21 protein-coding genes and 1 pseudogene are annotated in these 24,340 nt (G+C 65.1%); 13 read left to right on the top strand and 9 right to left on the bottom strand.

Features of this window, described 5'->3' with window-relative positions:
* Positions 1-59: 59 nt before the first annotated feature.
* The 4 genes from H681_RS09520 to moaA all read right to left on the bottom strand — a co-directional run bounded on the left by H681_RS09520 (position 60) and on the right by moaA (position 2,824).
* A complete protein-coding gene (locus H681_RS09520; protein ID WP_015476649.1) occupies positions 60-545 on the bottom strand; it encodes a hypothetical protein in 486 nt (161 codons plus the stop codon).
* Positions 542-877 (bottom strand): low molecular weight protein tyrosine phosphatase family protein, encoded by a 336-nt coding sequence (locus H681_RS09515; RefSeq protein ID WP_041711855.1) that lies wholly within the window; start codon positions 875-877, stop codon positions 542-544. Before H681_RS09515 ends, H681_RS09520 begins: the two co-directional genes overlap by 4 nt.
* A 59-nt stretch (positions 878-936) precedes the next feature.
* Positions 937-1,764: a substrate-binding periplasmic protein gene (locus H681_RS09510; protein ID WP_015476647.1), complete on the bottom strand. Its 828-nt coding sequence runs from the start codon at positions 1,762-1,764 to the stop codon at positions 937-939.
* A 64-nt stretch (positions 1,765-1,828) separates the two neighbouring features.
* Entirely contained in the window at positions 1,829-2,824 is a 996-nt protein-coding gene (moaA, locus tag H681_RS09505) for a GTP 3',8-cyclase MoaA (RefSeq protein ID WP_015476646.1), read from the bottom strand.
* Between the two features lie 199 nt (positions 2,825-3,023).
* On the opposite strand from moaA, the gene H681_RS09500 reads away from it, so the two are divergent.
* Positions 3,024-3,677: a TetR/AcrR family transcriptional regulator gene (locus H681_RS09500; protein WP_015476645.1), complete on the top strand. Its 654-nt coding sequence runs from the start codon at positions 3,024-3,026 to the stop codon at positions 3,675-3,677.
* Between the two features lie 170 nt (positions 3,678-3,847).
* Here the strand turns inward: H681_RS09500 and H681_RS09495 are convergent, their stop codons facing one another.
* Positions 3,848-4,279 (bottom strand): GlcG/HbpS family heme-binding protein, encoded by a 432-nt coding sequence (locus tag H681_RS09495; RefSeq protein ID WP_015476644.1) that lies wholly within the window; start codon positions 4,277-4,279, stop codon positions 3,848-3,850.
* Positions 4,280-4,618: 339 nt separating this feature from the next.
* On the opposite strand from H681_RS09495, the gene gcl reads away from it, so the two are divergent.
* The 11 genes and pseudogenes from gcl to H681_RS09440 all read left to right on the top strand — a co-directional run bounded on the left by gcl (position 4,619) and on the right by H681_RS09440 (position 18,231).
* Positions 4,619-6,394 (top strand): glyoxylate carboligase, encoded by a 1,776-nt coding sequence (gene gcl / locus H681_RS09490; protein ID WP_015476643.1) that lies wholly within the window; start codon positions 4,619-4,621, stop codon positions 6,392-6,394.
* A gap of 93 nt (positions 6,395-6,487) precedes the next feature.
* Positions 6,488-7,270, top strand: a complete 783-nt coding sequence (gene hyi / locus H681_RS09485) for a hydroxypyruvate isomerase (protein WP_015476642.1) — start codon at positions 6,488-6,490, stop codon at positions 7,268-7,270.
* A 70-nt stretch (positions 7,271-7,340) separates the two neighbouring features.
* Positions 7,341-8,231 (top strand): 2-hydroxy-3-oxopropionate reductase, encoded by an 891-nt coding sequence (locus H681_RS09480; RefSeq protein ID WP_015476641.1) that lies wholly within the window; start codon positions 7,341-7,343, stop codon positions 8,229-8,231.
* Between the two features lie 289 nt (positions 8,232-8,520).
* Positions 8,521-9,792, top strand: coding sequence for a glycerate kinase type-2 family protein (locus H681_RS09475; protein WP_015476640.1), 1,272 nt, complete (start codon positions 8,521-8,523; stop codon positions 9,790-9,792).
* The gene (gene pyk / locus H681_RS09470; RefSeq protein WP_015476639.1) at positions 9,782-11,212 is read left to right on the top strand and encodes a pyruvate kinase; all 1,431 of its coding nucleotides are present in this window, start codon (positions 9,782-9,784) and stop codon (positions 11,210-11,212) included. Before H681_RS09475 ends, pyk begins: the two co-directional genes overlap by 11 nt.
* 427 nt (positions 11,213-11,639) lie before the next feature.
* The gene (locus tag H681_RS09465) at positions 11,640-12,542 is read left to right on the top strand and encodes an urea transporter (protein ID WP_015476638.1); all 903 of its coding nucleotides are present in this window, start codon (positions 11,640-11,642) and stop codon (positions 12,540-12,542) included.
* Between the two features lie 383 nt (positions 12,543-12,925).
* Positions 12,926-14,170 carry a serine/threonine transporter SstT gene (sstT, locus tag H681_RS09460; RefSeq protein ID WP_041711853.1) on the top strand — a complete coding sequence of 415 codons (1,245 nt, stop codon included), beginning with the start codon at positions 12,926-12,928 and terminating at the stop codon, positions 14,168-14,170.
* A gap of 204 nt (positions 14,171-14,374) precedes the next feature.
* Positions 14,375-15,373, top strand: coding sequence for a sulfate ABC transporter substrate-binding protein (locus H681_RS09455; RefSeq protein ID WP_015476635.1), 999 nt, complete (start codon positions 14,375-14,377; stop codon positions 15,371-15,373).
* Between the two features lie 323 nt (positions 15,374-15,696).
* Positions 15,697-15,942: pseudogene (locus tag H681_RS09450) on the top strand (helix-turn-helix domain-containing protein); the annotation flags it as partial.
* A 161-nt stretch (positions 15,943-16,103) separates the two neighbouring features.
* Positions 16,104-16,688, top strand: coding sequence for an HD domain-containing protein (locus tag H681_RS09445; RefSeq protein ID WP_015476633.1), 585 nt, complete (start codon positions 16,104-16,106; stop codon positions 16,686-16,688).
* Between the two features lie 151 nt (positions 16,689-16,839).
* Positions 16,840-18,231, top strand: coding sequence for an adenylate/guanylate cyclase domain-containing protein (locus tag H681_RS09440; protein WP_015476632.1), 1,392 nt, complete (start codon positions 16,840-16,842; stop codon positions 18,229-18,231).
* A gap of 374 nt (positions 18,232-18,605) precedes the next feature.
* On the opposite strand, the gene H681_RS09435 is transcribed toward H681_RS09440, so the two are convergent.
* The gene (locus tag H681_RS09435) at positions 18,606-19,907 is read right to left on the bottom strand and encodes a dicarboxylate/amino acid:cation symporter (RefSeq protein ID WP_015476631.1); all 1,302 of its coding nucleotides are present in this window, start codon (positions 19,905-19,907) and stop codon (positions 18,606-18,608) included.
* A 372-nt stretch (positions 19,908-20,279) separates the two neighbouring features.
* Between H681_RS09435 and H681_RS09430 the strand changes: the two genes are divergently transcribed.
* Complete coding sequence (locus tag H681_RS09430; RefSeq protein WP_015476630.1) at positions 20,280-21,281, top strand: AraC family transcriptional regulator; 1,002 nt, start codon at positions 20,280-20,282, stop codon at positions 21,279-21,281.
* Positions 21,282-21,541: 260 nt separating this feature from the next.
* Here the strand turns inward: H681_RS09430 and H681_RS09425 are convergent, their stop codons facing one another.
* Genes H681_RS09425 through H681_RS09415 form a run of 3 tightly spaced genes read right to left on the bottom strand, consistent with a single transcriptional unit; the run spans position 21,542 to position 24,227 of the window.
* Positions 21,542-22,885 (bottom strand): ATP-binding protein, encoded by a 1,344-nt coding sequence (locus H681_RS09425; RefSeq protein WP_015476629.1) that lies wholly within the window; start codon positions 22,883-22,885, stop codon positions 21,542-21,544.
* On the bottom strand, positions 22,882-23,559 hold the full coding sequence (locus H681_RS09420) for a response regulator (protein WP_015476628.1): 678 nt from the start codon (positions 23,557-23,559) through the stop codon (positions 22,882-22,884). Before H681_RS09420 ends, H681_RS09425 begins: the two co-directional genes overlap by 4 nt.
* A 56-nt stretch (positions 23,560-23,615) precedes the next feature.
* Positions 23,616-24,227 carry an outer membrane beta-barrel protein gene (locus H681_RS09415; protein WP_015476627.1) on the bottom strand — a complete coding sequence of 204 codons (612 nt, stop codon included), beginning with the start codon at positions 24,225-24,227 and terminating at the stop codon, positions 23,616-23,618.
* Positions 24,228-24,340 lie beyond the last annotated feature (113 nt).

The following is a 24,340-nucleotide window of genomic DNA, read 5'->3' as shown; positions in this document are numbered from 1 at the left end:
CGCAACGTTCCCGCCCTATCGGCGCCAACTGCTGGGCCGCTATCTATTAAGATGCCAGGTCAGGAAAAGAGTTCGAAGCGCAGTGCACGCCAGTCGGCGTCGAGACGCCCCAGGTAGACGCAGGCGCAGTCTCGGGGAAAGAGCATGTGCTCGGGCCCGAAACCGCCACCCTCCACGCGCAGCAGTCGCCCCCAGGGATGATGACTGATACGCCCGCGCACATCGGCAACCGTGCCGCCACGCCACCAGTGAATGGCGCCTTCGGCATCCTCGACGCCTTCGGGCTGCTCGATGCGCACCGGTTCGTCGCACCAGCCGATGACCCGCCGTGGATCGAAGCCAGCCTGCCGCTCCAGCGGCAGGGGCGTGACCCAGCAGGCGCCGTCGCGCGTATCCAGCTCGACAGCCAGGTCGCACCACAATGGTTGCTCCAGGGCCCAGAGCAGGTCACCGTCGATTTCCAGTGAAGGCTCGGGCTGCGCCTGAATGCGGAAACCGGGGCAGACCAGCACGCCCTCGCGCAGTGAAATGCGGATCTCGCTCATGCTCCCTCCCGGAGCAGGAAGGGGCCGGCCTTGCGCTCCAGCAGGAGCACCAGTTCCGGCTGCTGGTACCTGTAGTCGTCGGGGATATCCAGGCAGACCAAGCGTTTACCGCGCATCGCCAGCGGAAACCGGCGCAGCAGTGCCTGCCGCTGTCGGCGCTCCATGACGAAGACAAGGTCGGCCCAGTCCAGGTGCTCGACGCTCAGCGGAACGTCCGCGTCCGGCGCCAGCCCGGCGGAGTCGGTCTCGACCTCCGGCCAGTTGGCGAAGACGGTTTCGGCAGTGGGGCTGCGCAAACGATTGCGGCTGCAGATGAACAAAGCGCGGCGCACTTCATCCTCCCTACGGCTGGCGCGCGAACGGCAGCCGCGATTCTAGGGAAGATATACGCTCAGGGCGAGACCGCCGCTTTCTGCCTGGCCTTCTGCCGTTCGAGGAAATCCACCTTCCATTGCTCGACACCCAGATGCTCGGAGTCCAGGCTCGCCTCGACGCCGTACTTGGCCTTGAGCAGCGCAACCTCCTTGGCGTGCTCGACGAGGAAGCGATCGAAGCGCTCGATCAACTCGCCGTGCTTCACCGTCGAGAGCTGGAAAGTGCTGCGGGTGTGCGGCAGGGACGGATCGAACACCAGCGCACCAGGGCGCGCGCGAATGTTGTCCAGGTAATAGGTCGCGACCACCACATTGAAGTAGGCGCCGTCGGCCTGCTTCTTCAGCGCGGTATGGATCATCTGCCGCAGGTCGGCGCTGGGAGCGATGCCGATCTGCCCGGACTGCACCGGCGCCTCGTAGCCACGCGGCGTCCAGCCCTCCACCAGCGCCAGCCGCTTCAACGCCCCGACACCCTGCCCCACGCGATCGGGGGCCACCAGCACACCGTCGACATACTGGGTCACCGGCTGGCTATAGCGCAGCGAGCTGGCGGCTTTCTGCTCCGGCGCCCAGTCACGGTTGTCCGGGTACTTGAAATCGACGTCGCCCGAAAGCAGCGCCGGCAACAGCGCATCCACCGGCAGCGGGCGGTATTCCAGGGTGATGCCGCTGCTGCTGGCGAACAGATCCAGCAGATCGCGGGCAAACCCCTGGTAGTGCCCCTGATCGTCAGTGACGTAGTGTGGCGCGAATGGCAGGTTCTCGACGCCGACCACATAGGTCTGCGCCATCGCCCCGGTGGAAAAGATGCTGGCAAGCGCCCAGCAAAAAGCCTTGAGCTTCAAAGTACCCTCCTGGTGACATTGTTGTTGTTCTGTCAGGCGGGCCAGGCAGCCCGCCGTGGCGGACTCAGCCGCCGGTCATGCTCATGAACCGCAGCACCTGTACCTGCTGATCGGCTTCGAAGTGATGGCGCTCGGGCTTCAGGCGCAGCGCTTCCATCAGCGCGGCACGCAGGCGCGCGACGTCGCCCGGGTACTCGCGCAGCAGGCGGCGCAGGTCCAGCGCGCCTTCATGGCCCAGGCACAGCACCAGCTTGCCCTCGGCGGTCACCCGCACGCGGTTGCAGTCGCCGCAGAAGTTATTGCTGTGCGGAGAAATGAAGCCGATGCGGCTGTCGTGGCCATCGATGCGGTAATAGCGCGACGGCCCGCCGCTGCGCTCGGGCGTCGGCAGCAACGACCAGCGCCCGGCCAGGTGCGCGCGCACCTCGTCGCTGCTGCACAGGGTGACCTTGCGCTCGTGGCTGCTGATGCTGCCCAGCGGCATTTCCTCGATGAAGCTGATGTCCAGCCCCTTGCTCAGGGCAAAGGCCACCAGCTCGCAGACTTCGTCGTCGTTGCGCCCCTTCTGCACCACGGTATTCAGCTTGATCCGCTCGAAACCCGCCTCGCGCGCGGCGTCGATACCGTCGAGAACCTGTTCCAGCCTGTCGGCACGGGTGAAGGCGGCGAAACGCTCGCGGCGCAGGGAGTCGAGGCTGATGTTCAGACGACGCACACCCGCGGCGCGCAACTCGGCGGCGCGTTCGCGCAATTGAGAGCCGTTGGTGGTAATGGCCAGATCGTCCAGTTCCGCGCGGGCGCCCAGCTTCGCCAGCAGACCGGTCAGCCCCTTGCGCACCAGCGGCTCGCCGCCGGTGATGCGAATACGGCGTACGCCCAGGCCAATGAAGGCATCCGCCACCGCTTCGAGTTCTTCCAGACTCAACACCTGGTCGCGCGGCAGGAACTGCATGTCTTCACTCATGCAGTAGGTGCAGCGGAAGTCGCAGCGGTCGGTGACCGAAAGGCGCAGGTAGGTGATGCGTCGGCCGAAAGGATCGACCAGTTGGGAATCAGGCATGGGCAATCAGGTTCCGGTTGGCAGGCGGGCCAGACGAAAGTGCGTTAGGAATACCTTAGCTGTGAATCGATGTATACACGATTTCGACCCGCAAGTCAGGAATTTACCCAAAACCTCTCGTCTTGAGAGGGCCGCAAGGCCGGTGCTACCATACCCGGCTCGGTTGGGCAACAACAGCAGCACAAGAAGACCAGCATCCATGACCAGCATTCGCGAGCGTAACCGGCGCCTGATCCTGCGCGCAGCCAGTGAGGAGTTCGCCGAAAAGGGATTCGCGGCGACCAAGACCAGCGACATCGCCGCTCGCGCCGGCCTGCCCAAGCCCAACGTCTACTACTACTTCCAGACCAAGGAAAATCTCTACCGCTGCGTTCTGGAAAGCGTCGTCGAGCCCTTGCTCCAGGCCTCCGCGCCATTCCGCGAGGATGACGAGCCGAGCGAGGCGCTGCGCGCCTACATCCGCTCCAAGGTGAAGATTTCCCAGGAGCTGCCGCATGCCTCCAAGGTATTCGCCAGCGAACTGATGCACGGCGCGCCGCACCTGCCGAAGGAGTATCTGGACGAACTGAACACCCAGGCGCAGCGCAACATCGCCTGTCTGCAGAGCTGGATCGACCGCGGCCTGCTCGCTCCGGTGGACCCGCATCACCTGCTGTTCACCATCTGGGCGGCGACCCAGACCTACGCCGATTTCGACTGGCAGATCTCGATAGTCACCGGCAAGACCAGCCTCAGCGACGCCGACTTCGAGGCCGCCACCGAGACCATCACCCGCCTGGTACTGCGCGGCACCGCGCCGGACAACGGTGGCGAGCACAAGCCCCAGGGGCGTTTGCGGCCGTTGCCGATCTGATCGATCGCACGTTCTACCCGCTGGAAACGTAGAACCGAGGGGGACGCCTGGTCCCTGCTCGCGAACCCGCTTCACACCTGAAACGTCCGGCGTAATCGAAGGTTCGCGAGCAAGCTCGCTCCTACAAAAGCATCCGGCGCGCGGCGAGCGCGCGCCCTTCCCTTCGTCGATCAGCCCGCGTCGGCCACCAGGCCTAGCGCCTGCACGCCACGGATCGCGCACTGCTCGTCGACATCCGAGAGGTCGCCGCTGATACCGATGGCGCCGATCACTTCATTGGCCTGATTGCGGATCAGCACGCCGCCCGGCGCCGGCACCACGTTGCCTTGCGCCAGGGTATTCACCGCCGCGATGAAGGACGGGCGCTGCTGCGCGTCCGCCGCCAGCACGCGCGACGACTTGCCCAGCGCCACGGCGCCCCAGGCCTTGCCGATGGCGATCTGCGGACGAAGCATGCTCGCGCCATCCTCCCGTTGCAGGGTCACCAGGTGTCCGCCGGCATCCAGCACGGCAATGGTCAGCGGCGCGGTGGACAGTTCGCGACTGGCGGCCAGGGCCTGGCGGGTGATGTCCAGCGCGGTTTCCAGACTGATGGTGCTCATGAGGTGTTCCTCTTCAAGGTTGATAAATCGGGGGTACGGACGGCGCTGGCAAATCGCCCGCAGACATCCGCATCAGAAATCTGTACGCAATCTAGTAGCCGAACGCCCCGCCCAAAGCAACACAAAAGGACAATGAGCACCTATTTTTGTATACATTTTTTCAAACAATAGTTTGACTTATGGATCAGCTTTTAAATTAGCTATCTGATTTATATATATTTTTAACAAAAATGACTCTTCAGTTCCTCGTATACAACCCGTCTTGACCTTCGCAACAGAGCCTGCCTAGAATCGCCTCAACTTTTGTACACAATCAGTATAAGAACCGAGGAACAAAATATGGCCAGAATGAGAGCAATCGAGGCTGCCGTACTGGTGATGCGTCGCGAAGGTGTCGATACCGCCTTCGGCGTGCCGGGCGCCGCCATCAACCCCATGTATGCGGCCATGAAGAAACTCGGCGGCATCGATCACGTCCTGGCCCGCCACGTCGAAGGCGCGTCGCACATGGCCGAGGGTTACACCCGCACCACCGCCGGCAACATCGGCGTGTGCATCGGCACCTCGGGCCCGGCCGGCACCGACATGGTCACCGGCCTGTACTCGGCCTCCGCCGACTCCATCCCGATTCTCTGCATCACCGGCCAGGCGCCTCGTGCACGCATGCACAAGGAAGACTTCCAGGCCGTGGACATCACCAGCATCGTCAAGCCGGTGACCAAGTGGGCGACCACCGTTCTGGAACCGGGCCAGGTGCCCTATGCCTTCCAGAAGGCCTTCTATGAAATGCGCAGCGGCCGTCCGGGCCCGGTGCTGATCGACCTGCCGTTCGACGTGCAGATGGCCGAGATCGAATTCGACATCGACGCCTACGAGCCGCTGCCGGTGAACAAGCCGAAAGCCACCCGCGCCCAGGCCGAAAAAGCCCTGGCCCTGCTCAACGACGCCGAGCGTCCGCTGATCTGCGCCGGCGGCGGCATCATCAACGCCGATGCCTCCGACAAGCTGGTCGAGTTCGCCGAACTGACCGGCGTACCGGTAGTCCCGACCCTGATGGGCTGGGGCACCATCCCGGATGATCACCCGCTGATGGCCGGCATGTGCGGCCTGCAGACCTCGCACCGCTACGGCAACGCCACCGTCCTGGAGTCGGACATGGTGCTGGGCATCGGCAACCGCTGGGCCAACCGCCACACCGGTTCGGTCGACGTCTACACCGCTGGCCGCAAGTTCGTCCACGTGGACATCGAACCGACCCAGATCGGCCGCGTATTCACCCCGGACCTGGGCATCGTGTCCGACGCCGGCTCCGCTCTGGACGTGTTCCTCGAAGTGGCCCGCGAGTGGAAAGCCGCCGGCAAGCTGAAGGACCGCAGCGCCTGGGTCGACGCCTGCCGCGAGCGCAAGCGCACGATGCAGCGCAAGACCCACTTCGACAACGTGCCGGTCAAGCCGCAGCGCGTCTACGAAGAGATGAACGAGTTCTTCGGCAAGGACACCTGCTACGTCAGCACCATCGGTCTGTCGCAGATCGCCGGCGCGCAGTTCCTGCACGTCTACAAGCCGCGCCACTGGATCAACTGCGGCCAGGCCGGCCCGCTGGGCTGGACCATTCCGGCAGCGCTGGGCGTGGTCAAGGCCGACCCGAGCCGTCAGGTCGTCGCGCTGTCGGGCGACTATGACTTCCAGTTCATGATCGAAGAACTGGCCGCCGGTGCGCAGTTCAACCTGCCGTACATCCACGTACTGGTGAACAACTCTTACCTGGGGCTGATCCGTCAGGCGCAGCGTGGCTTCGACATCGACTACTGCGTGCAACTGGCGTTCGACAATGTCAACGCGCCGGAACTCAACGGCTACGGCGTAGACCACGTCTCCGTGGTCGAGGGCCTGGGCTGTAAGGCGATCCGCGTATTCGACCCGAACCAGATCGGCGCCGCCTTCGCCCAGGCTCGCGAGCTGATGCAACAGCACCGCGTACCGGTTGTGGTGGAAGTCATCCTGGAGCGTGTCACCAACATTTCCATGGGTACCGAGATCAACGCGGTCAACGAGTTCGAGGAACTGGCGCTCAAGGGTATCGACGCGCCGACCGCCATCTCGCTGCTGGATTGATCCCCGTGGGAGAGGCGCCGCAAGGCCCTCTCCCCTGACCCTCTCCTTGCGAGAGGGGGCTGTTCGAGCAACACGCCATCAAGGAGTCACACAATGCCCCGTTTCTGCGCCAACCTGTCCATGCTGTTCACCGAGGTGGACTTCCTCGACCGTTTCGACGCCGCCGCCAAGGCCGGCTTCAGCGGTGTCGAGTACCTCTTCCCCTATGACGTCGAGGCCGAGGTGATCAAGGCCCGCCTGGACGCCAACAAGCTGGAACAAGTGCTGTTCAACCTGCCCGCCGGCGACTGGGCCAAGGGCGAGCGCGGTATCGCCTGCCACCCGGATCGCGTCGAGGAATTCCGCGCCGGTGTGGACAAGGCCATCGCCTACGCCAAGGTGCTGGGCAACAAGCAGGTCAACTGTCTAGCCGGCATCCGCCCGCAGGATCATGACTGCGCCACCATCGAGAACACCTTCCTGAACAACCTGGAGTACGCGGCGGGCAAGCTCGAAGCCGCGGGCATCAAGCTGGTCATGGAAATGATCAACACGATCGACATTCCCGGCTTCTACCTGCAGACCACGAAGCAGGCCCAGGACATCCGCGAGAAGGTCGGCAGCGCCAACCTGTTCCTGCAGTACGACATCTACCACATGCAGATCATGGAAGGTGACCTGGCGCGGACCCTCGAGAAGAACCTCGCCTCGATCAACCACGTGCAGTTGGCCGACAACCCCGGCCGCCACGAGCCGGGCACCGGCGAGATCAACTACCGCTTCCTGTTCGAGCACCTGGACCGCATCGGCTACCAGGGCTGGATCGGCTGCGAATACAAGCCCAAGACCACCACCGAAGCCGGCCTCGGCTGGCTGAAGAGCCACAACGTCATCTGATTCCGCTCGCAGGCGCGGTGGGTACGCACCGCGCCAGTCAGCCCAACAAGAACAACCAGGAGAATTCCTCATGGCCAAAATCGGATTCATCGGCACCGGCATCATGGGCCTGCCCATGGCACTGAACCTGCAGAAAGCGGGTCACCAGATCTTCGTTTCCACCCACCACGATGCCGCTCCCGCCGAGCTGGCCAGCGGCGGCGCCGTCGCCCTGGCCAACCCCAAGGAAGTCGCCCAGGAAGCCGAGTTCATCATCGTGATGGTCCCGGACACCCCGCAGGTCGAAGACGTCCTGTTCCGCAAGGATGGCATCGCCGAAGGCGTAGGCCCGAACAAGGTGGTGATCGACATGAGCTCGATCTCCCCCACCGCCACCAAGACCTTCGCCGAGAAGATCAAGGCCACTGGCGCACAGTACCTGGACGCCCCGGTTTCCGGCGGTGAAGTCGGCGCCAAGGCCGCTTCCCTGAGCATCATGGTCGGCGGCTGCCCGAACACCTTCGAACGCGCCCTGCCGCTGTTCCAGGCCATGGGCAAGAACATCACCCGCGTCGGCGGCAATGGCGATGGCCAGACCGCCAAGGTGGCCAACCAGATCATCGTCGCCCTGAACATCCAGGCCGTCGCCGAAGCCCTGCTGTTCGCCGCCAAGAACGGCGCCGATCCGGCCAAGGTGCGTGAAGCGCTGATGGGCGGCTTCGCCTCCTCGCGCATCCTCGAGGTACACGGCGAGCGCATGGTCAAGGGCACCTTCGACCCGGGCTTCCGCATCAGCCTGCACCAGAAGGACCTCAACCTGGCCCTGGCCGGCGCGCGCGAACTGGGCCTGAACCTGCCCAACACCGCCAACGCCCAGCAAGTGTTCAGCACCTGCGCGGCCATCGGCGGCAGCAACTGGGACCACTCCGGCCTGATCAAGGGCCTGGAGCACATGGCCAACTTCTCGATCCGCAAGGACTGAGAATCGGCGGATGAAGCGTTCCGCTTCATGCGCCCTACGAGGTACGTCAACGTAGGGCGCATAACGCCAAAGGCGTTATCCGCCACAGAGCAAAGTGACAGGCGAAGTTATGGGAGTGACGTCGCCCGTCACGCTGCAAAGCGACTCGAACACCCGGCCGGAGGGAATCACGGCCTCGCCGGCCGGGGCGTTCGAATCCATCGCTGAGTCTTCTGCGCGCAGAGAACCTTCTGCCCCGCAGAAGCCTGAGTCATGGATACACCACAACAAGAATCACGGGAGCCCCGTCATGAGCCTGGACCCACGCGCCTTCCTGCGCGAGCTGTTCGACACCGCCATCGCCGCCGCGCATCCGGCCCAGGTACTGGCGCAGCATCTGCCCACCGACCAGGGCGGCCGCACCATCGTCATCGGCGCCGGCAAGGCCGCCGGGGCGATGGCCGAAGTCGCCGAGAAGCACTGGAACGGCCAGGTCCAGGGCCTGGTCGTGGCGCCCTATGGCTACGGCGCCGATTGCCGCAGCATCGAAGTGGTGGAAGCCTCGCACCCGGTGCCGGACGATGCCGGCGAGCGCGTTGCGCGCCGCGTGCTGGAGCTGATCAGCGGGCTGACCGAGAACGACCGGGTGATCTTCCTGCTCTCCGGCGGCGGCTCCGCCCTGCTCGCCCTGCCGGCCGACGGCATCAGCCTCGACGACAAGCGCAGCGTGAACAAGGCGCTGCTCAAATCCGGCGCCGCCATCAGCGAAATGAACTGCGTGCGCAAGCACCTCTCGGCCATCAAGGGCGGGCGCCTGGCCCGCGCCTGCTGGCCGGCCAGCGTGTACACCTACGCAATCTCCGACGTCCCCGGCGACGAGGCCACGGTGATCGCCTCCGGCCCCACCGTGGGCGACCCGACCACCTCCGCCGACGCCCTGGCGATCCTCAAGCGCTACGCCATCGAGGTTCCGGCGAACGTGCGCGCCTGGCTGGAAGACCCGCGCTCGGAAACCGTCAAACCCGGTGACGAGTGCCTGTCGCGCAGCCACTTCAAGCTGATCGCCACGCCGCAGCACGCCCTCGATGCAGTGGCCGCCAAGGCCGAAGCCGCCGGCATCCCGGCGCTGATCCTGGGCGACCTGGAAGGCGAATCCCGCGAGGTCGCCAAGGTCCACGCCGGCATCGCCCGACAGATCCGCAAGCATGGCCAGCCGCTCAAGGCGCCGTGCCTGATCCTCTCCGGTGGCGAGACCACCGTGACCGTGCGCGGCAATGGCCGTGGCGGACGCAATGCAGAATTTCTCCTCAGCCTCACCGCCGACCTCAAGGGTGAACCGAACATCTGGGCCCTGGCGGGGGACACCGACGGCATCGACGGCATGGAAAGCAACGCCGGTGCCCTGATGAGCCCGTGCAGCTACAGCCGCGCCCTCAAGGCCGGCCTGAATCCGCTGCACGAGCTCGACAACAACAACGGCTACGGCTTCTTCGCCGAACTGGGCGACCTGGTGATCACCAGGCCGACCCGCACCAACGTCAACGACTTCCGCGCCATCCTGGTCCTCGAAAATGACTCCTGATAAAAAAGTAAAGATCCTCGCCACCCTGGGCCCGGCGATCAAAAGCCGCGACGACATCCGCGCCCTGGTGGAAGCCGGCGCCAACCTGTTCCGCCTGAACTTCAGCCACGGCGAGTACGGCGACCACGCCCAGCGTTTCGCCTGGGTCCGCGAAGTGGAAGCCGAGCTGAACTACCCCATCGGCATCCTGATGGACCTGCAGGGCCCGAAACTGCGCGTCGGCCGCTTCGCCGAGGGCGCGGTGCAGCTGGAAAAGGGCCAGAGCTTCACCCTGGACCTCAGCGACGTGCCGGGCGACGACAAGCGCGTCAACCTGCCCCACCCGGAAATCATCCAGGCGCTGGAGCCGGGCATGAGCCTGCTGCTGGACGATGGCAAGATCCGCCTGCAGGTGGTCAACGCCCACAGCGATGCCATCGAGACCCGCGTGATGAACAGCGGCGAGCTGTCCGACCGCAAGGGCGTCAATGTGCCCGAAGCCGTGCTCAAGCTCAGCCCGCTGACCGCCAAAGACCGCCGTGACCTCGAGTTCGGCCTGGAACTGGGCGTGGACTGGGTCGCACTGTCCTTCGTGCAGCGTCCAGAAGACATCGAGGAAGCCCGCGCGCTGATCGGCGACAAGGCCTTCCTCATGGCCAAGATCGAGAAGCCGTCGGCGGTGCAGTCCATCGAAGCCATCGCCCGCCTGGCCGACGCCATCATGGTCGCCCGTGGCGACCTGGGCGTGGAAATGCCGGCCGAGAGCGTGCCGGGTATCCAGAAGCGCATCATCCAGGTCTGTCGCCAGCTCGGCCGCCCGGTGGTGGTGGCAACCCAGATGCTCGAATCCATGCGTTTCTCCCCGGCGCCGACCCGCGCCGAGGTGACCGACGTCGCCAACGCCGTCAGCGAGGGCGCCGACTGCGTGATGCTCAGCGCCGAAAGTGCCTCCGGACAGTACCCGCGTGAAGCGGTGGAAATGATGGCGAAGATCATCCGCCAGGTGGAAGCCGAACCGGACTACCAGGGCCAGCTCGAACTCAACCGCCCGGAGCCGGACGCCACCGTCTCCGACGCCATCAGCTGCGCGATCCGCCGGATCAGCCGCATCCTGCCGGTCGCGGTGCTGGTGAACTACACCGAGTCGGGCGCCTCGACCCTGCGTGCCTCCCGCGAACGGCCCAAGGCACCGATCCTCAGCCTGACGCCGCAGCTCAAGTCCGCCCGCCGCCTGACCGTGGCCTGGGGCGTCCATTCGGTGGTCAACGCCCAGCTCGCCCATGTCGACGAGATCTGCTCCACCGCCCTGGACATCGCCCTGGCCCAGCGCATGGCGCGCCGTGGCGACACCGTGGTGATCACCGCCGGCGTACCCTTCGGCCAGCCGGGCAGCACCAACATGCTGCGCATCGAGACTGTCGCACCGGCGCTGGAAGGTTAAGCGTTGGAAGAGCGCCCTCACCCCAGCCCTCTCCCTCGGGAGAGGAGCGGGTTGAAGGGAACTGGCTGACAGGAGAAACACCGAGTTCAGGAGCCACGCAGCTGCAAGCGTGCCTCCGCACCGAGTCACTCCCGGACGGACGGGGCCGGGAATACGGGGCCGCGTCCCCGTCCGTCCGGGTTTGACCTTGCTATTGAATACTTGAGCACCGAATGCTTGTCGGTCCATGACCCCCACGCAGCAACTCCCAATGCTGGTCATGGAATTTCGAGGCTGTCAGCGGCTACCCCGCCGACAGCCTCTTTTCTTTTCAACCGTATGGCGCGGCCCCGTATGCCGGCGTCACAAGATGCTCTACGTTGCGCCGCCTCGACGCGCCCGGCCCGAGACGCAACCGAGCCCCAGTTTCCAACCACCCTGTAGCACCATGCCACTCATTCAGTTCGCTCGTACCCGGCTGATCGGATTCGGTCAGATCTACCTGCAGGCCGATGCCCGCTTCGGCCTGATCCTGCTGCTCAGCATCGCCTGGTCGGCGCCGCGCCTGTTGCCCGGCGCGCTCCTCGGTGCCCTGCTCGGCCCGCTCGCCGCGCGCTTCCTGCGCGTAGCGCAGGCGGACATCGACGCCGGCCTGCACGACTACAACCCGATTCTCGTCGGCCTGCTGCTGCCCTTCCTGTTCCAGTGGTCGCCGGCGATGCTGGCGCTCTGCGTCGCGGCCATCCTCGGTTCCGTGGCGCTGCAGGCCGGGCTGCTGCGCCAGTCGCGCCTGCGCTTCGGCCTGCCGGCCTATACGCTGGCCTTCGTGCTGCCGGGCTGGATCAGCGCGGCGCTGGGCAAGACCATCGGGCTGGCGCCCGCGACGGGGCTGGGTTGCCTATCCTGCAATCTGGTCAATCCTTACCTGGACTCCACGGTGCTGGGCTTTGGCGAAGTGATCTTCCTCGGCGAACCGCTGGCCGGCCTGACCATCGCCCTCGGCCTGCTGCTGGCCGACCGTCGCGCTGCCTTCTGGGCCCTGGCCGGTGCCGCCAGCGCCCTGCTGATCGCACCGCTGTTCGGGCTGCCGGCCGCCTCCACGCAAGCCGGCCTGCTCGGCCTGAACGGCGCGCTGGCCGGCATCGCCCTGTCGCCGCGCTACCGCGCTCCGCTGGCGCCGCTGTGCGGCATCCTGCTCGCCGTGCTGCTGCAGCCCGGCTTCGCGCTGATCGGCCTACCGGCCTTCACCGCGCCCTTCATCTTCGCCTGCTGGCTGGTGATCCTGGGGCAGCGCCTGCTGTCGGTGCTGCTGCGTAACCCGCCCACGGAAAAGGTCGGGCCGCGTCCATAGTCAGCCGGCCACCTCCTTCAGCGAGGGATCGCGGCCACGCATTTCGTGAAATACCAGGCACCGGGTAACGGCTACCCGGCCCATGCCGGGGACAACTTCCAGATGACCACGCGCGGCACGGTGCTGCCGGTCGCCGATATCGATCCGGGTCCCGGGGGCATTCCGCGAACCGGGCTGGGCCCGGCGCGATTCACGCGGCGACCGTCATGGATCAATACCGGTCCGCGTGCAGGCGTCCAGACTGCGCCCCGATGCCTGCCAGAACGGACGCTGGCCGCTCAATCGACGGGTAACCGCGCATTTCCCCATCGCAGACGGCATAATTCGCCCCCTTCCGTACCCGGTAGCGGGTGCGATCCCATTCCAACGCAGCGAACGATGTCATGACTCTTCCAGCCCCCACCTTCCTGCAACGACTCAAGCACACCAGCCTGGTCATGCGGATTTTCATCGGGATGCTCGCCGGCATTGCCCTGGCGCTCCTGTCGCCGGAGGCGGCCAAGGCCGTCGGCCTGCTCGGCAGCCTGTTCATCTCGGCCCTGAAAGCCGTCGCACCGGTACTCGTACTGGTGCTGGTGATGTCCTCCATCGCCAACCACAAGCAAGGCCAACGCACGCATATCCGGCCGATCCTGCTGCTGTACCTGATCGGCACCTTTTCCGCCGCGGTGGTCGCGGTGATTGCCAGCTTCGCCTTCCCCTCCAACCTGGTGCTGCACGCCCCCACCAGCGAACTGACGCCTCCCGGCGGTATCGGGGAAGTCCTGCGCGCGCTGCTGTTCAGCATCACCACCAACCCGGTGAAGGCACTGCTGGAGGCGGACTTCATCGCCATCCTGGCCTGGGCCATCGGCCTGGGGATCGCCCTGCGACACGCGCGGCAGAGCACCCGCGACCTGCTCGAGGACATGGCCAGCGGCGTGACCCTGATCGTCCGCGTGGTAATCGCCTTCGCCCCGCTGGGCATCTTCGGCCTGGTAGCCAACACCCTCGCCGAATCCGGCTTCGACGCGCTGCTCGGCTACCTGCACCTGCTGGCCGTGCTGCTGGGCTGCATGCTGTTCGTGGCACTGGTGGTGAACCCGCTGATCGTCTTCAGCAAGATCCGCCGCAACCCCTACCCGCTGGTGCTCACCTGCCTGCGCGAGAGCGGCATCACCGCCTTCTTCACCCGCAGCTCGGCGGCCAACATCCCGGTCAACCTGCAACTGTGCGAGCGCCTGGGCCTGCATGAAGACACCTACTCGGTGTCGATCCCGCTGGGCGCCACCATCAACATGGCCGGCGCGGCCATCACCATCAGCGTGCTGACCCTGGCGGCGGTGCACACCCTCGGCATCGCCGTGGACCTGCCCACCGCCATCCTGCTCAGCATGGTCGCCTCGATCTGCGCCTGCGGCGCCTCCGGCGTGGCCGGCGGTTCGCTGCTGCTGATCCCGCTGGCCTGCGGCCTGTTCGGCATCTCCAGCGAGGTGGCGATGCAGGTGGTGGCGGTCGGCTTCATCATCGGCATCCTCCAGGATTCGGCGGAAACCGCGCTGAACTCCTCCACCGACGTGCTGTTCACCGCCGCGGCCTGCATGGCCGAAGGCGACACCGACAGCCCCGAGGCCGGCGAACGCGCCTGACCCCGGCCGGGACGGCGGAGCACCCCGCCGTCCCGTCATTCCTCCCCGATTTTCGATCCGCGCCCTGTCCGGCAGCCTGATGACGCTGCACATTCCGGCTGCCCGCATGCGCGGATGAATAAGCAAATAGCCTTTAAGTATTTAATCGGCATATAACCCGACGGCATAATTCACCCCCAACAACACTGCCAAAAGGATCGGATTGTGAAACGACTGTTCAGCGCCTCGCTGCTCGCCGCCGGCCTCGCCCTGGCCTCCGCAGCCCAGGCCGCCCAGCCGCTGCTCAACGTCTCCTACGACGTGATGCGCGATTTCTACAAGGACTACAACGCCGCCTTCCAGAAACATTGGCAGGCGGAGAAAGGCGAGAACATCGTCATCCAGATGTCCCACGGCGGCTCCAGCAAACAGGCTCGCGCGGTCATCGACGGCCTGCCGGCCGACGTCATCACCATGAACCAGGCCACCGACATCGACGCCCTGGCCGACAACGGCGGCCTGGTGCCCAAGGACTGGTCCGCACGCCTGCCCAACAACAGCGCGCCCTTCACCTCCGCCACCGTGTTCATCGTGCGCAAAGGCAACCCCAAGGCCCTGAAGGACTGGCCGGACCTGATCAAGGACGGCGTGCAGGTCGTGGTGCCAAACCCGAAGACTTCCGGCAACGGCCGCTACACCTACCTCTCCGCCTGGGGCTACGCGCAGAAACACGGCGCCGATGAAGCCAAGGCCAAGGAATTCGTCGCCCAGCTGTTCAAGCACGTACCGGTGCTGGACACCGGCGGCCGCGCGGCGACCACCACCTTCATGCAGAACCAGATCGGCGACGTGCTGATCACCTTCGAGAACGAAGCCGAGATGATCGCCCGCGAATTTGGCCGTGGCGGCTTCGAAGTGGTCTACCCGAGCGTATCCGCCGAAGCCGAGCCACCGGTGACCGTGGTGGACAAGGTGGTCGACAAGAAAGGCTCTCGCGCACAGGCCGAGGCCTACCTGAAGTACCTGTGGTCCGACGAGGGCCAGACCATCGCGGCGAACAACTACCTGCGCCCGCGCAACCCGGAAATCCTCGCCAAGTTCTCCGACCGCTTCCCGAAAGTGGACTTCTTCTCGGTGGAGAAGACCTTCGGCGACTGGCGTACCGTGCAGAAGACCCACTTCGCCGACGGTGGTGTGTTCGACCAGATCTACACCCCGAACTGATCCGGGGCATGACGTAGGAGCGCCCTCCGTCCGCGATCCGGCCCAAGGCCAGCGTTCGCCCCATCGCGGACAAAGTCCGCTCCTACAAAAACACGAAAGCCGGAGCTGCTCAGCAGCTCCGGCTTTTTTATTGCCTTTCGTAGGAGCGAGCTTGCTCGCAAACCCGCCCCACTCCAGAGCGGCCGGGAAATCCGTTCGCGAGCAAGCTCGCTCCTACAGGGTGTGGCCAATCGACGGGCCGCAGTCCGGAGGATACCTCGCGTCATCCCTTCCAACCGACCTCGCGCAACGCCGCCAGCAGACGCTCCGCACTCAACGCCGGCGTGGCGGTGCAGGTACGCGACGCCGTGAGCCACTTCGGCGCCGGCGTGCTCTCCGAACGCGAGCTGGAGATCGCCCGGCTGATCCTGCGGGGTTACTCCTCCAAGGCCATGACCGAGCGCCTGGCGATCTCGCCGGAGACCATCAAGGTCCACCGCCGCCACCCGTACAACAAGCTCGACATCTCCTCGCAGCCGGAGCTGTTCTCGCTGTTCCTGCAGTCCCTGGGGCACGACCCGCAGACCCCCCGAAAGGCCTCGCCAGCCATCGGCGCGGCTGATGCCGCGCCATTCGCGCCCACCGGGACACCCCGCTGGCGCCCTGGGGACACTACCGCGCGCCGTCCGGGCTTCTAGACTGGAGCAGTGCCATCCAGCCCCTCCCACAACAATCACAAGAGCACAGCCCGATGAACGCACGCGCCCACTTCACCCATATGGAAGACGGCAGCGCCGAAGACTGGGCGATCATCGCCAAGGACTTCGCCCACTACGCCACCCTCCTGCCGGACCGCATCCTCACCCACCTGCGCCTGCTCGACGGCGACTTCGGCGGCTTCCCGGTGGACCGCCTGACCCACTCGCTGCAGACCGCCACCCTGGCTCACCGCGACGGTCGCGACGAGGAATACGTGGTCTGCGCCCTGCTCCACGACATCGGCGACACCTTGGGTTCGTTCAACCACGCCGACATCGCCGCGGCCATCCTCAAGCCCTTCGTCAGCGAAGAGAACCTGTGGATGATCGAGAAACACGCGATCTTCCAGGGCTACTACTTCTTCCACCACCTGGGCCTGGACCGGCACCTGCGCGAGCAGTTCAAGGACCACCCACAGTTCGAACAGACCATCGAATTCTGCGCACGCTACGACGCCGCCGCCTTCGATCCGGATGCCGAAGTGCTGCCCCTGGAGTTCTTCGAACCCATGCTGCGCCGGGTCTTCGCCCAGCCCCGCCGGTCGATCTACCGCAAGCCCGACGGCAGCATGGCCTGACCCGCGCCGAACCCGCGGCAGCCCGCGACGACGAGTGGCGAACCGCCACTGGCCCAGCGGGCTGCGCATGGAATAAGATCCCTACACCCGCAATCGCGTGGGAGGCGTCAATCAGGATTGCGCCGAAACTAACCAGGGACTTTTCCTGCGCATGAAGCCTATTGTCACCGAGCGTTCCGACGGCACGCTCACCCCCGCCCCCCTGCGCGAATACCATTCCCGCGTGCTGGCCTATATTGCCGTCGCCGCAACCATCACCGCCGGCACCTTCAGCCAGCACTTCGGCTACGACATCCTCTGGATGGTCCCCTACGCCCTGCTCTACCCGCATCTTGCCCAGCAGTTGAGCCGCCGCTTCAAGCACGACCACCCGCAGCGCACCCGCCTGATCCTGATGTTCATCGATGCCGTGCACGCCGGCGCCGCCACCGCGCTGATGGGCTTCTCGGAAGTGCCGAGCCTGATGCTGGTGCTGGTGCTGGCCTTCTCCTCGCTGATCATCGGCGGCCTGCGCTCCCTCGGCCTGGTCCTGCTGGTCATGCTCAGCGCGTCGGTGTTCACCGCGGCCCTGCTGTCTCCGGCCTACAAGGGCGGTACGCCGACCGTCGTGGCGTTGATCAGCGTGCTGTTCTCCACCCTGTACATCTGCATCACCGCCTTCTTCGTCCATCAGCAGGGCCTGCGCCTGGGCCTGGCCCGCGTGGAGATCGCCCGCGAACAGGAGAAGGCCGCGCGGCTGGCCAACAACCTGGCCAAGTACCTGTCGCCGCAGGTGTGGGAATCGATCTTCAGCGGCAAGAAGAGCGTGCGCCTGGAAACCCAGCGCAAGAAGCTCACGGTGTTCTTCTCCGACATCAAGGGCTTCACCGAGCTGTCCGAAGAGCTGGAGGCCGAAGCCCTCACCGACATGCTCAACAACTACCTGAACGAAATGTCGAAGATCGCCCTCAAGTACGGCGGCACCATCGACAAGTTCGTCGGCGACTGCGTGATGGTGTTCTTCGGCGACCCCGCCACCCAGGGCGCGCGCAAGGACGCCGCCGCCGCGGTGTCGATGGCCGTGGCCATGCGCAAGCACATGAAGGTCATGCGCCAGCAATGGCGCGCCCAGGGCATCACCAAGCCGCTGGAAGTGCGCATGGGCCTGAATACCGGCTACTGCACCGTGGGCAACTTCGGCGCCGAGACGCGCATGGACTACACCATCATCGGCCGCGAAGTGAACCTCGCCAGCCGCCTGGAAAACGCTGCCGAGGCCGGCGAAATCCTCATCAGCCACGAGACCTACTCGCTGGTCAAGGATGTGCTGATGTGCCGCGACAAGGGTCAGATCACGGTGAAGGGCTTCAGCAAGCCGGTGCAGATCTACCAGGTGGTCGACTTCCGCCGCGACCTGGGCTCCAACCCCAGCTTCATCGAGCACGAAGTGCCGGGCTTCTCCATGTACCTGGACACCAACAACGTGCAGAACTACGACAAGGAACGGGTCATCGAGGCGCTGCAACAGGCCGCCGAGAAGCTCAAGGACAAGATCATCCTCTGATCCTTCCAACGCAGGCCGCCCGGCCTGCGCGCCGTCTTCGCCTGGCTGGGCCCGTGCCGGGAAGTATGGCGCTTTCCCGAGGAGCGCAAGGCTACGCCTTGCATCGCGGACAAGGTCCGCACCTACGGGAGCGCACGGTGCCAGCCGATGAGCGTAGCAGCGGACTCCGTCCGTGATACCCCGCCACAAGCCCCAACCTGTAGGAGCGAGCTCGCTCGCGAACCACCCGGCTCCGGAGCCGCCGGATAAACCATTCGCGGCCAGAAGCCGCCGACACACCCCATCAGCCCATAAAAAAGCCCGCTCAAATGAGCGGGCTGGAATGGCTCCGGTGCTTCACGTTCACCGGGCCGAATTGCTCGTTGGGACACTCATCAGGAAGGCTGAAGCTCCGCGGAGTTGCCCGGGCCAGCGGCCAGTTCTTTGGACAGGGTCTTCTCGTCCAGCTGCTTGCACCACTTGGCGACCACGAGGGTAGCCACGCCATTGCCCACCAGGTTGGTCAGCGCGCGAGCTTCGGACATGAAGCGGTCGATACCCAGGATCAGCGCCAGCCCCGCAACCGGCAGGTGGCCCACGGCGGACAGGGTCGCGGCCAGCACGATGAAGCCCGAGCCGGTGACGCCGGCGGCGCCCTTGGAGGCGATCAGCAACACCACCAGCAGGGTGATCTGGTGGGAGATGTCCATCGGCGTGTCGGTGGCCTGGGCGATGAACACGGCCGCCATCGTCAGGTAGATCGAAGTGCCGTCCAGGTTGAACGAGTAGCCGGTAGGAATCACCAGGCCGACGACGCTCTTGTCGGCGCCCAGCTTTTCCATCTTGGCGATCATGCGCGGCAGGGCCGACTCGGAGGACGAAGTGCCCAGCACGATCAGCAGCTCCTCGCGGATGTAGGAGATGAAGCGCAGGATGCTGAAACCGTGATAGCGGGCAATGCTGCCGAGCACGACCAGCACGAAGAGGATGCAGGTGATGTAGAAGCACAGCATCAGCTGGCCGAGCTGCACCAGCGAACCCAGGCCGTAGGCGCCGATGGTGAAGGCCATCGCGCCGAAGGCGCCGAGCGGAGCGACCTTCATGATCACGTTGATGATGTTGAACATCACGTGGGTGATGCGATCGATGAACTGGAACACCGGCTGGCCGTAATCGCCCAGGCGGTGCAGCGAATAGCCGAACAGCACCGAGAAGAACAGCACCTGCAGGATGTCGCCATTGGCGAAGGCGCCGACCACGGTGTTCGGGATCACGTTCATGAAGAACTCGATGGTGCTCTGCTTCTCACCGGACGCCACGTAGGCCGTCAGCGTGGCGTTCTTGCTCATTTCGGCGGTGAGGCTGGCAACGTCGGCGTGCATGCCGGCACCCGGCTGCACGACATTGACCACGAACAGGCCGATGAGCAGCGCGATGGTGGAAACGATTTCGAAGTACAGCAGCGCCATGCCGCCCGTCTTGCCCACGGCCTTCATGCTCTGCATGCCGGCGATGCCGGTGACCACGGTACAGAAGATGATCGGCGCGATGGCCATCTTGATCAGTTTGACGAAGCCATCGCCCAGCGGCTTCATCAGCTTGGCAGTATCGGGATAGAAGTGGCCCAGCGCGATACCGATGGCGATGGCGATCAGCACCTGTACGTACAGGCTCTTGTAGAAAGGTTGCTTGGTCATGGCAGCTCTGTCCTCACGGGCATGCACTCCCGCCGGGGGAGGCAACACCGAACGCGTTATCTCCCTGCACTGGGAGAATTTGTTTTCAGGGCATGCCCACAGGCAAGCCTTGAGCGCTTATCGCAAGTGCTGTGCCAGACCTTTAGAAATCAATCTAATCCTTTATTTTCAATAACTTGCCATTAAAGACACGGTACGCAGGCAGCCAGAAATGGCGGAAACCCGCCTTCCGGCTGGCGGATTTCCCGCCCTCTGGCGGGTATCCGCCAGGGCCTTCGTACCGTAGTGTAGAGCCCCGCGACGGCCCCCCAACGACGGCCCGGACACACCGCGCGCACGAATGACGCACGGACAGAACAACAAGGACTCCCCATGCGAGAACGCACCATTGCCAGCCATTTCATCCGCGCCGCCGTGCAGGGTGCTCGGCGCCAGGGGCTGGATACCGCGCGTCTGCTGCGCGATGCCGGTATCGCCCAGGCGGTGCTCGACGAACCCCGCGCACGGATCGACCCCAGCCAGCTCACACGGTTGATACAGTGCTTGTGGGAGGCGCTGGACGACGAGTACATGGGGTTTGGCAACGTCCCCAGCAAACGCGGCACCTTCGCCATGATGTGCAACGCCATCATCCATTGCCGCACGCTGGAGAAGGCGTTGATCCGGGGCATACTGTTCTACGGCCTGTTTCCCGGAGCCCCGTCGATCCACCTGGTCCGCGAGGGCGACCGGGCGCGCCTGACCCTGGACGGACGCCACCTGCACGACCCCGACCACTTCCTGACCGAGAGCCTGCTGTTGATCTGGCACCGCCTGGCCAGTTGGCTGATCGGCCAGCGTATCCGCCTGGAAGAAGCCACCTTCAGCTACCCCGCGCCGGAGCACCAGGCCGAGTACGACCTGCTGTTCCCCTGCCCACGCCGCTTCGCCGCCGACAGCACCAGCCTGCTGCTGCCGGCGCGCTACCTGGACATGCCGCTGCTGCAGGACGAACGCACGCTCAAGCATTTCCTCAAGGACTCTCCCGCCGACCTGCTCGCCCGTCCCGACGGCGGCGACAGCCTGACCAGCCAGATCCGCCGCCTGCTTGGCCGCGACTGCCGCAACTGGCCGGACCTGGAGCAGGTCGCCGCGCAACTACACATGAGTCCGCAGACCCTGCGTCGTCACCTGCGCGAAGAAGGGCCGAACTTCCAGGAGCTGAAGGACCAGTTGCGCCGCGACCTGGCGATCTACTACCTGGGGCGCGACGAACTGTCGATCCAGGACATCGCCGACCAGCTCGGCTTCTCCGAGCCCTCGGCCTTCCACCGGGCGTTCAAGAAATGGACGGGGCTGACACCCGGCGCCTACAGGGCGCAGCAGGGGGAATAGCTCGGTTTCAACCTGTAGGAGCGCCGGCGCCCAGGCCGTAGGGCGCATAACCCGGAACGGATTATCCGCCGATTGCTCTCGCGGCGGATAACACTGGCGCGTTATGCGCCCTGCGACCTAAAACGAGGCTCCGGTGCGTGGGCGTTCGCGAGCAAGCTCGCTCCTACGAAGAGCGGGCCCTGCATAGCGGTCTTCGGCAGCACAGGTCGACCGGCTTTCTGTAGGAGCGAGCTCGCTCGCGAACCCGCACCGGCGCCCGATCACCCCGGCAGGCGAATCCGGAAGCACGCCCCACCCAACTCGGAATCCTCCAGCGCCAGTTCGCCGTCGTAGCTGTCGATGATGTCCTTCACCACCGCCGTGCCGATGCCCTGGCCGGGGTGCTGGGTGTCCAGGCGTTCGCCGCGCTTGAGGATACGCTCGCGCTGGCTGCCCGGAACGCCGGGACCGTCGTCCTCGACGACGAGCTCGAAGAAACGGCCCTGCTTGCGGGCGCTGACCTTTACTGTCGTCAGGCACAGGCGGTAGGCGTTTTCCAGCAGATTGCCGAGCATTTCCAGCAGCGCGCCCTGCTCCAGCGGCAGGGCGAATCCCTCGGGCATGTCGCGCTCCAGCAGCACGCGCTTGTCGCGGTAGACCTTGTCCAGCGCCCCACTGAGGGTGTCGAGCAAGGGTTCGAGCGCCGCACGATGCCGGATCAGGCCGCTCTTGCGCAGGCTGGCGCGCTGCAACTGGTAGCCGATCTGCTGGCTCATGCGCTCGATCTGAGTCTGCAGCACCTGCACCTGCTCGCGGTTCTGCGGCTGCGCGGCGAGGTTCTCGCTGACGCCCTGCAGCACCGCCAGCGGCGTCTTCAGGCTGTGGGCGAGATCGCCCAGGGAATTGCGGTAGCGCTCGCGCTGGGCGCGCTCGCTGTCGAGCAGGCGGTTCAGCGAACCGGTCAGGCGCAGCATCTCGTCCGGGTGCTCATCGCTCAGGCGCTCACGCTCGCCAGCCTCGATCTGATCCAGCTCGGCACGCAGCCCGCGCATCGAGCGAAAGCCCCAGCTCAAACCGAGCCAGAGCATCCCCAGCAGTACCAGCAGCGCTCCGCCCAGCCACACGTAGAGCTGTTCGCGGAAACCCCGTACCAATTCGCGGAAGTCGCTCTCCGGCTGCATGGTGACAATACTGTAGGCCGCCTGCGTCCCCCCGAGCAGGTCGATTTCCACGTCGTAGACGAAAAATTCCTGGCCGGAGCGATCGCGGATGCGCGTGAACTCGTCGACCAGGCCATCGTACTTGGGGACATACTCCACGCTCTCATCCTGCGCCGAGGTGGAGCGCCAGACCAATCGGCCATTCTGGTCGTAGATGTAGCCCAGCAGCTTGGATTCGGGGAGGTTGAAATCCTCCACCGGCAAATGGTCCGGCATGCTCAGCCGCCCGCCCTCGATGCGCGCCGCCGACACCAGCGTCGCCACATCGGCCGCCAGGCGCTGCTGGATGGCGTTCTCCAGGGCAATGCTGAAAGCCCGCTGCAGCGCCGGCAGCAAAGCCGCCATGAACAGGATGGCAAGCGTCGCCGCGCCGATCATCAAGCGCAGGCGCAGCGAACGAATCATTTGCACAACTCGTTGAAGATATAGCCCTGGCCACGCACCGTATCGATGGGCTTGAAGCCGGGCGCCATTTCCAACTTGCGGCGCAGGCGGCCGACCAGCACCTCGATCACGTTCGGATCGCGCTCGTCGTCATCGGGGTAGAGCTGCTCGATCAGCCGCTCCTTGGCCACCACCTGCTGGTGATGTCGCATGAGATATTCGAGGATGCGGTATTCGAAGGCGGTCAGTTGCAGCGACTCGCCATTGACCAGCGCTTGCTTGCGGTTGAGGTCGAGGAGCAGCGGGCCGGCCTCGATGCTCGACTGGGAAAAGCCGCTGGAGCGGCGCAACAAGGCATTCAGGCGCGCCTCCAGCTCCTCGAACTGGAAGGGCTTGACCACGTAGTCGTCGGCGCCGGCGGCCAGGCCTTCGACCTTGTCCTGCCAGTTGCCGCGCGCGGTAAGGATGAGGATCGGGAAGGTCTTGCCCTGGCTGCGGAACTCGCGGATCAGGTCCAGGCCGCTCATGCCCGGCAAGCCCAGGTCGATCATCGCCAGGTCGTGGTGGTATTCGCTGGCGCGGTACAGCGCCTCTTCGGCATCGGCCACGGCATCGACCACATGGCCTTGTTCGCCGAGCCGGGTGTACAGGTGATGGCGCAGCAGCGCCTCGTCTTCCACCACCAGCAATTTCATGCGCGTGCTCCCTGAGTCAGGCAACCGGGCCACGCGAGGCCCGGTTGCGGTACCGGTCAGAACCTGTAGTTGGCGCCCAGGTAGAACTGGGAGCTGCTGTGCAGGTCAAGGGATCCCACCTTGCCGCCACCGTGCGGGCTCATCTCGGTACTCGCGTTGCTACGCAGGTAACGGTAGCCGCCTTCCACGGATGCGTTCTTGCCGAGTTCCTGGAGGATACCGGCTTGGGCGCCGATGGCGTAACCCACATCGCTGTCGCGGCTGTAGCCCTTGGAGTCCTGCTCCAGCTTGACCAGGCCGGCGGTGCCGCCGCCGAACAGCCTGGTGCCCTGGTCGCCCAGCGGCAGGAAGGCGTCGTAGCTGCCGAGCAGGTTCTGCTGGCGCAGCTTCAGGCCGCTGTCGGTATCGGAAACGTTCTCGTAGGTGACGTAGTAGCGGCCCTGTTCCATCTGCTGGCCGGCGCGAACGCCCCAGGTACCGCTGTTGTTGATCACGCTGTCGAATTTCGGGTTGCCGAGGTTGCGATTCAGCGCGTCGGATTTCTGGATGTTGTTGCTGGTTTCGCCCCAGGTCATACCGACGAAGGTGTCGGCGGCGCTGGCCGCGGTGGCGGCGACACTGGCACCGAGGATGGCGCTGGCGAGGGCGATTTTCTTCATGGTTTTCATGGGGATTCTCCCGTCAAGGATCTGCGTAATGGGTTGACGGGGAAAAGGTTACGAGGAGGGTACTGAACGGAACCTGTCGGGGCGCTGAACCCAAGCTGAACGAGCTGGATGAA

The sequence above is a fragment of the Pseudomonas sp. ATCC 13867 genome (genome assembly GCF_000349845.1).
Classification (GTDB): Bacteria; Pseudomonadota; Gammaproteobacteria; order Pseudomonadales; family Pseudomonadaceae; genus Pseudomonas.
Note: the sequence above shows the minus strand (reverse complement) of the source record. Positions and strands in the feature narration are given on the sequence as shown.

What these genes read in the sequence shown, in the direction of transcription:
- H681_RS09520 (WP_015476649.1), bottom strand. Translation starts at nt 545, where the DNA reads ATGAGCGAGATCCGCATTTCACTGCGCGAGGGCGTGCTGGTCTGCCCC.
- moaA (WP_015476646.1), bottom strand. Translation starts at nt 2,824, where the DNA reads ATGCCTGATTCCCAACTGGTCGATCCTTTCGGCCGACGCATCACCTAC.
- H681_RS09500 (WP_015476645.1), top strand. Translation starts at nt 3,024, where the DNA reads ATGACCAGCATTCGCGAGCGTAACCGGCGCCTGATCCTGCGCGCAGCC.
- H681_RS09495 (WP_015476644.1), bottom strand. Translation starts at nt 4,279, where the DNA reads ATGAGCACCATCAGTCTGGAAACCGCGCTGGACATCACCCGCCAGGCC.
- gcl (WP_015476643.1), top strand. Translation starts at nt 4,619, where the DNA reads ATGGCCAGAATGAGAGCAATCGAGGCTGCCGTACTGGTGATGCGTCGC.
- hyi (WP_015476642.1), top strand. Translation starts at nt 6,488, where the DNA reads ATGCCCCGTTTCTGCGCCAACCTGTCCATGCTGTTCACCGAGGTGGAC.
- H681_RS09480 (WP_015476641.1), top strand. Translation starts at nt 7,341, where the DNA reads ATGGCCAAAATCGGATTCATCGGCACCGGCATCATGGGCCTGCCCATG.
- H681_RS09475 (WP_015476640.1), top strand. Translation starts at nt 8,521, where the DNA reads ATGAGCCTGGACCCACGCGCCTTCCTGCGCGAGCTGTTCGACACCGCC.
- pyk (WP_015476639.1), top strand. Translation starts at nt 9,782, where the DNA reads ATGACTCCTGATAAAAAAGTAAAGATCCTCGCCACCCTGGGCCCGGCG.
- H681_RS09465 (WP_015476638.1), top strand. Translation starts at nt 11,640, where the DNA reads ATGCCACTCATTCAGTTCGCTCGTACCCGGCTGATCGGATTCGGTCAG.
- sstT (WP_041711853.1), top strand. Translation starts at nt 12,926, where the DNA reads ATGACTCTTCCAGCCCCCACCTTCCTGCAACGACTCAAGCACACCAGC.
- H681_RS09445 (WP_015476633.1), top strand. Translation starts at nt 16,104, where the DNA reads ATGAACGCACGCGCCCACTTCACCCATATGGAAGACGGCAGCGCCGAA.
- H681_RS09440 (WP_015476632.1), top strand. Translation starts at nt 16,840, where the DNA reads ATGAAGCCTATTGTCACCGAGCGTTCCGACGGCACGCTCACCCCCGCC.
- H681_RS09435 (WP_015476631.1), bottom strand. Translation starts at nt 19,907, where the DNA reads ATGACCAAGCAACCTTTCTACAAGAGCCTGTACGTACAGGTGCTGATC.
- H681_RS09430 (WP_015476630.1), top strand. Translation starts at nt 20,280, where the DNA reads ATGCGAGAACGCACCATTGCCAGCCATTTCATCCGCGCCGCCGTGCAG.
- H681_RS09425 (WP_015476629.1), bottom strand. Translation starts at nt 22,885, where the DNA reads ATGATTCGTTCGCTGCGCCTGCGCTTGATGATCGGCGCGGCGACGCTT.
- H681_RS09420 (WP_015476628.1), bottom strand. Translation starts at nt 23,559, where the DNA reads ATGAAATTGCTGGTGGTGGAAGACGAGGCGCTGCTGCGCCATCACCTG.
- H681_RS09415 (WP_015476627.1), bottom strand. Translation starts at nt 24,227, where the DNA reads ATGAAAACCATGAAGAAAATCGCCCTCGCCAGCGCCATCCTCGGTGCC.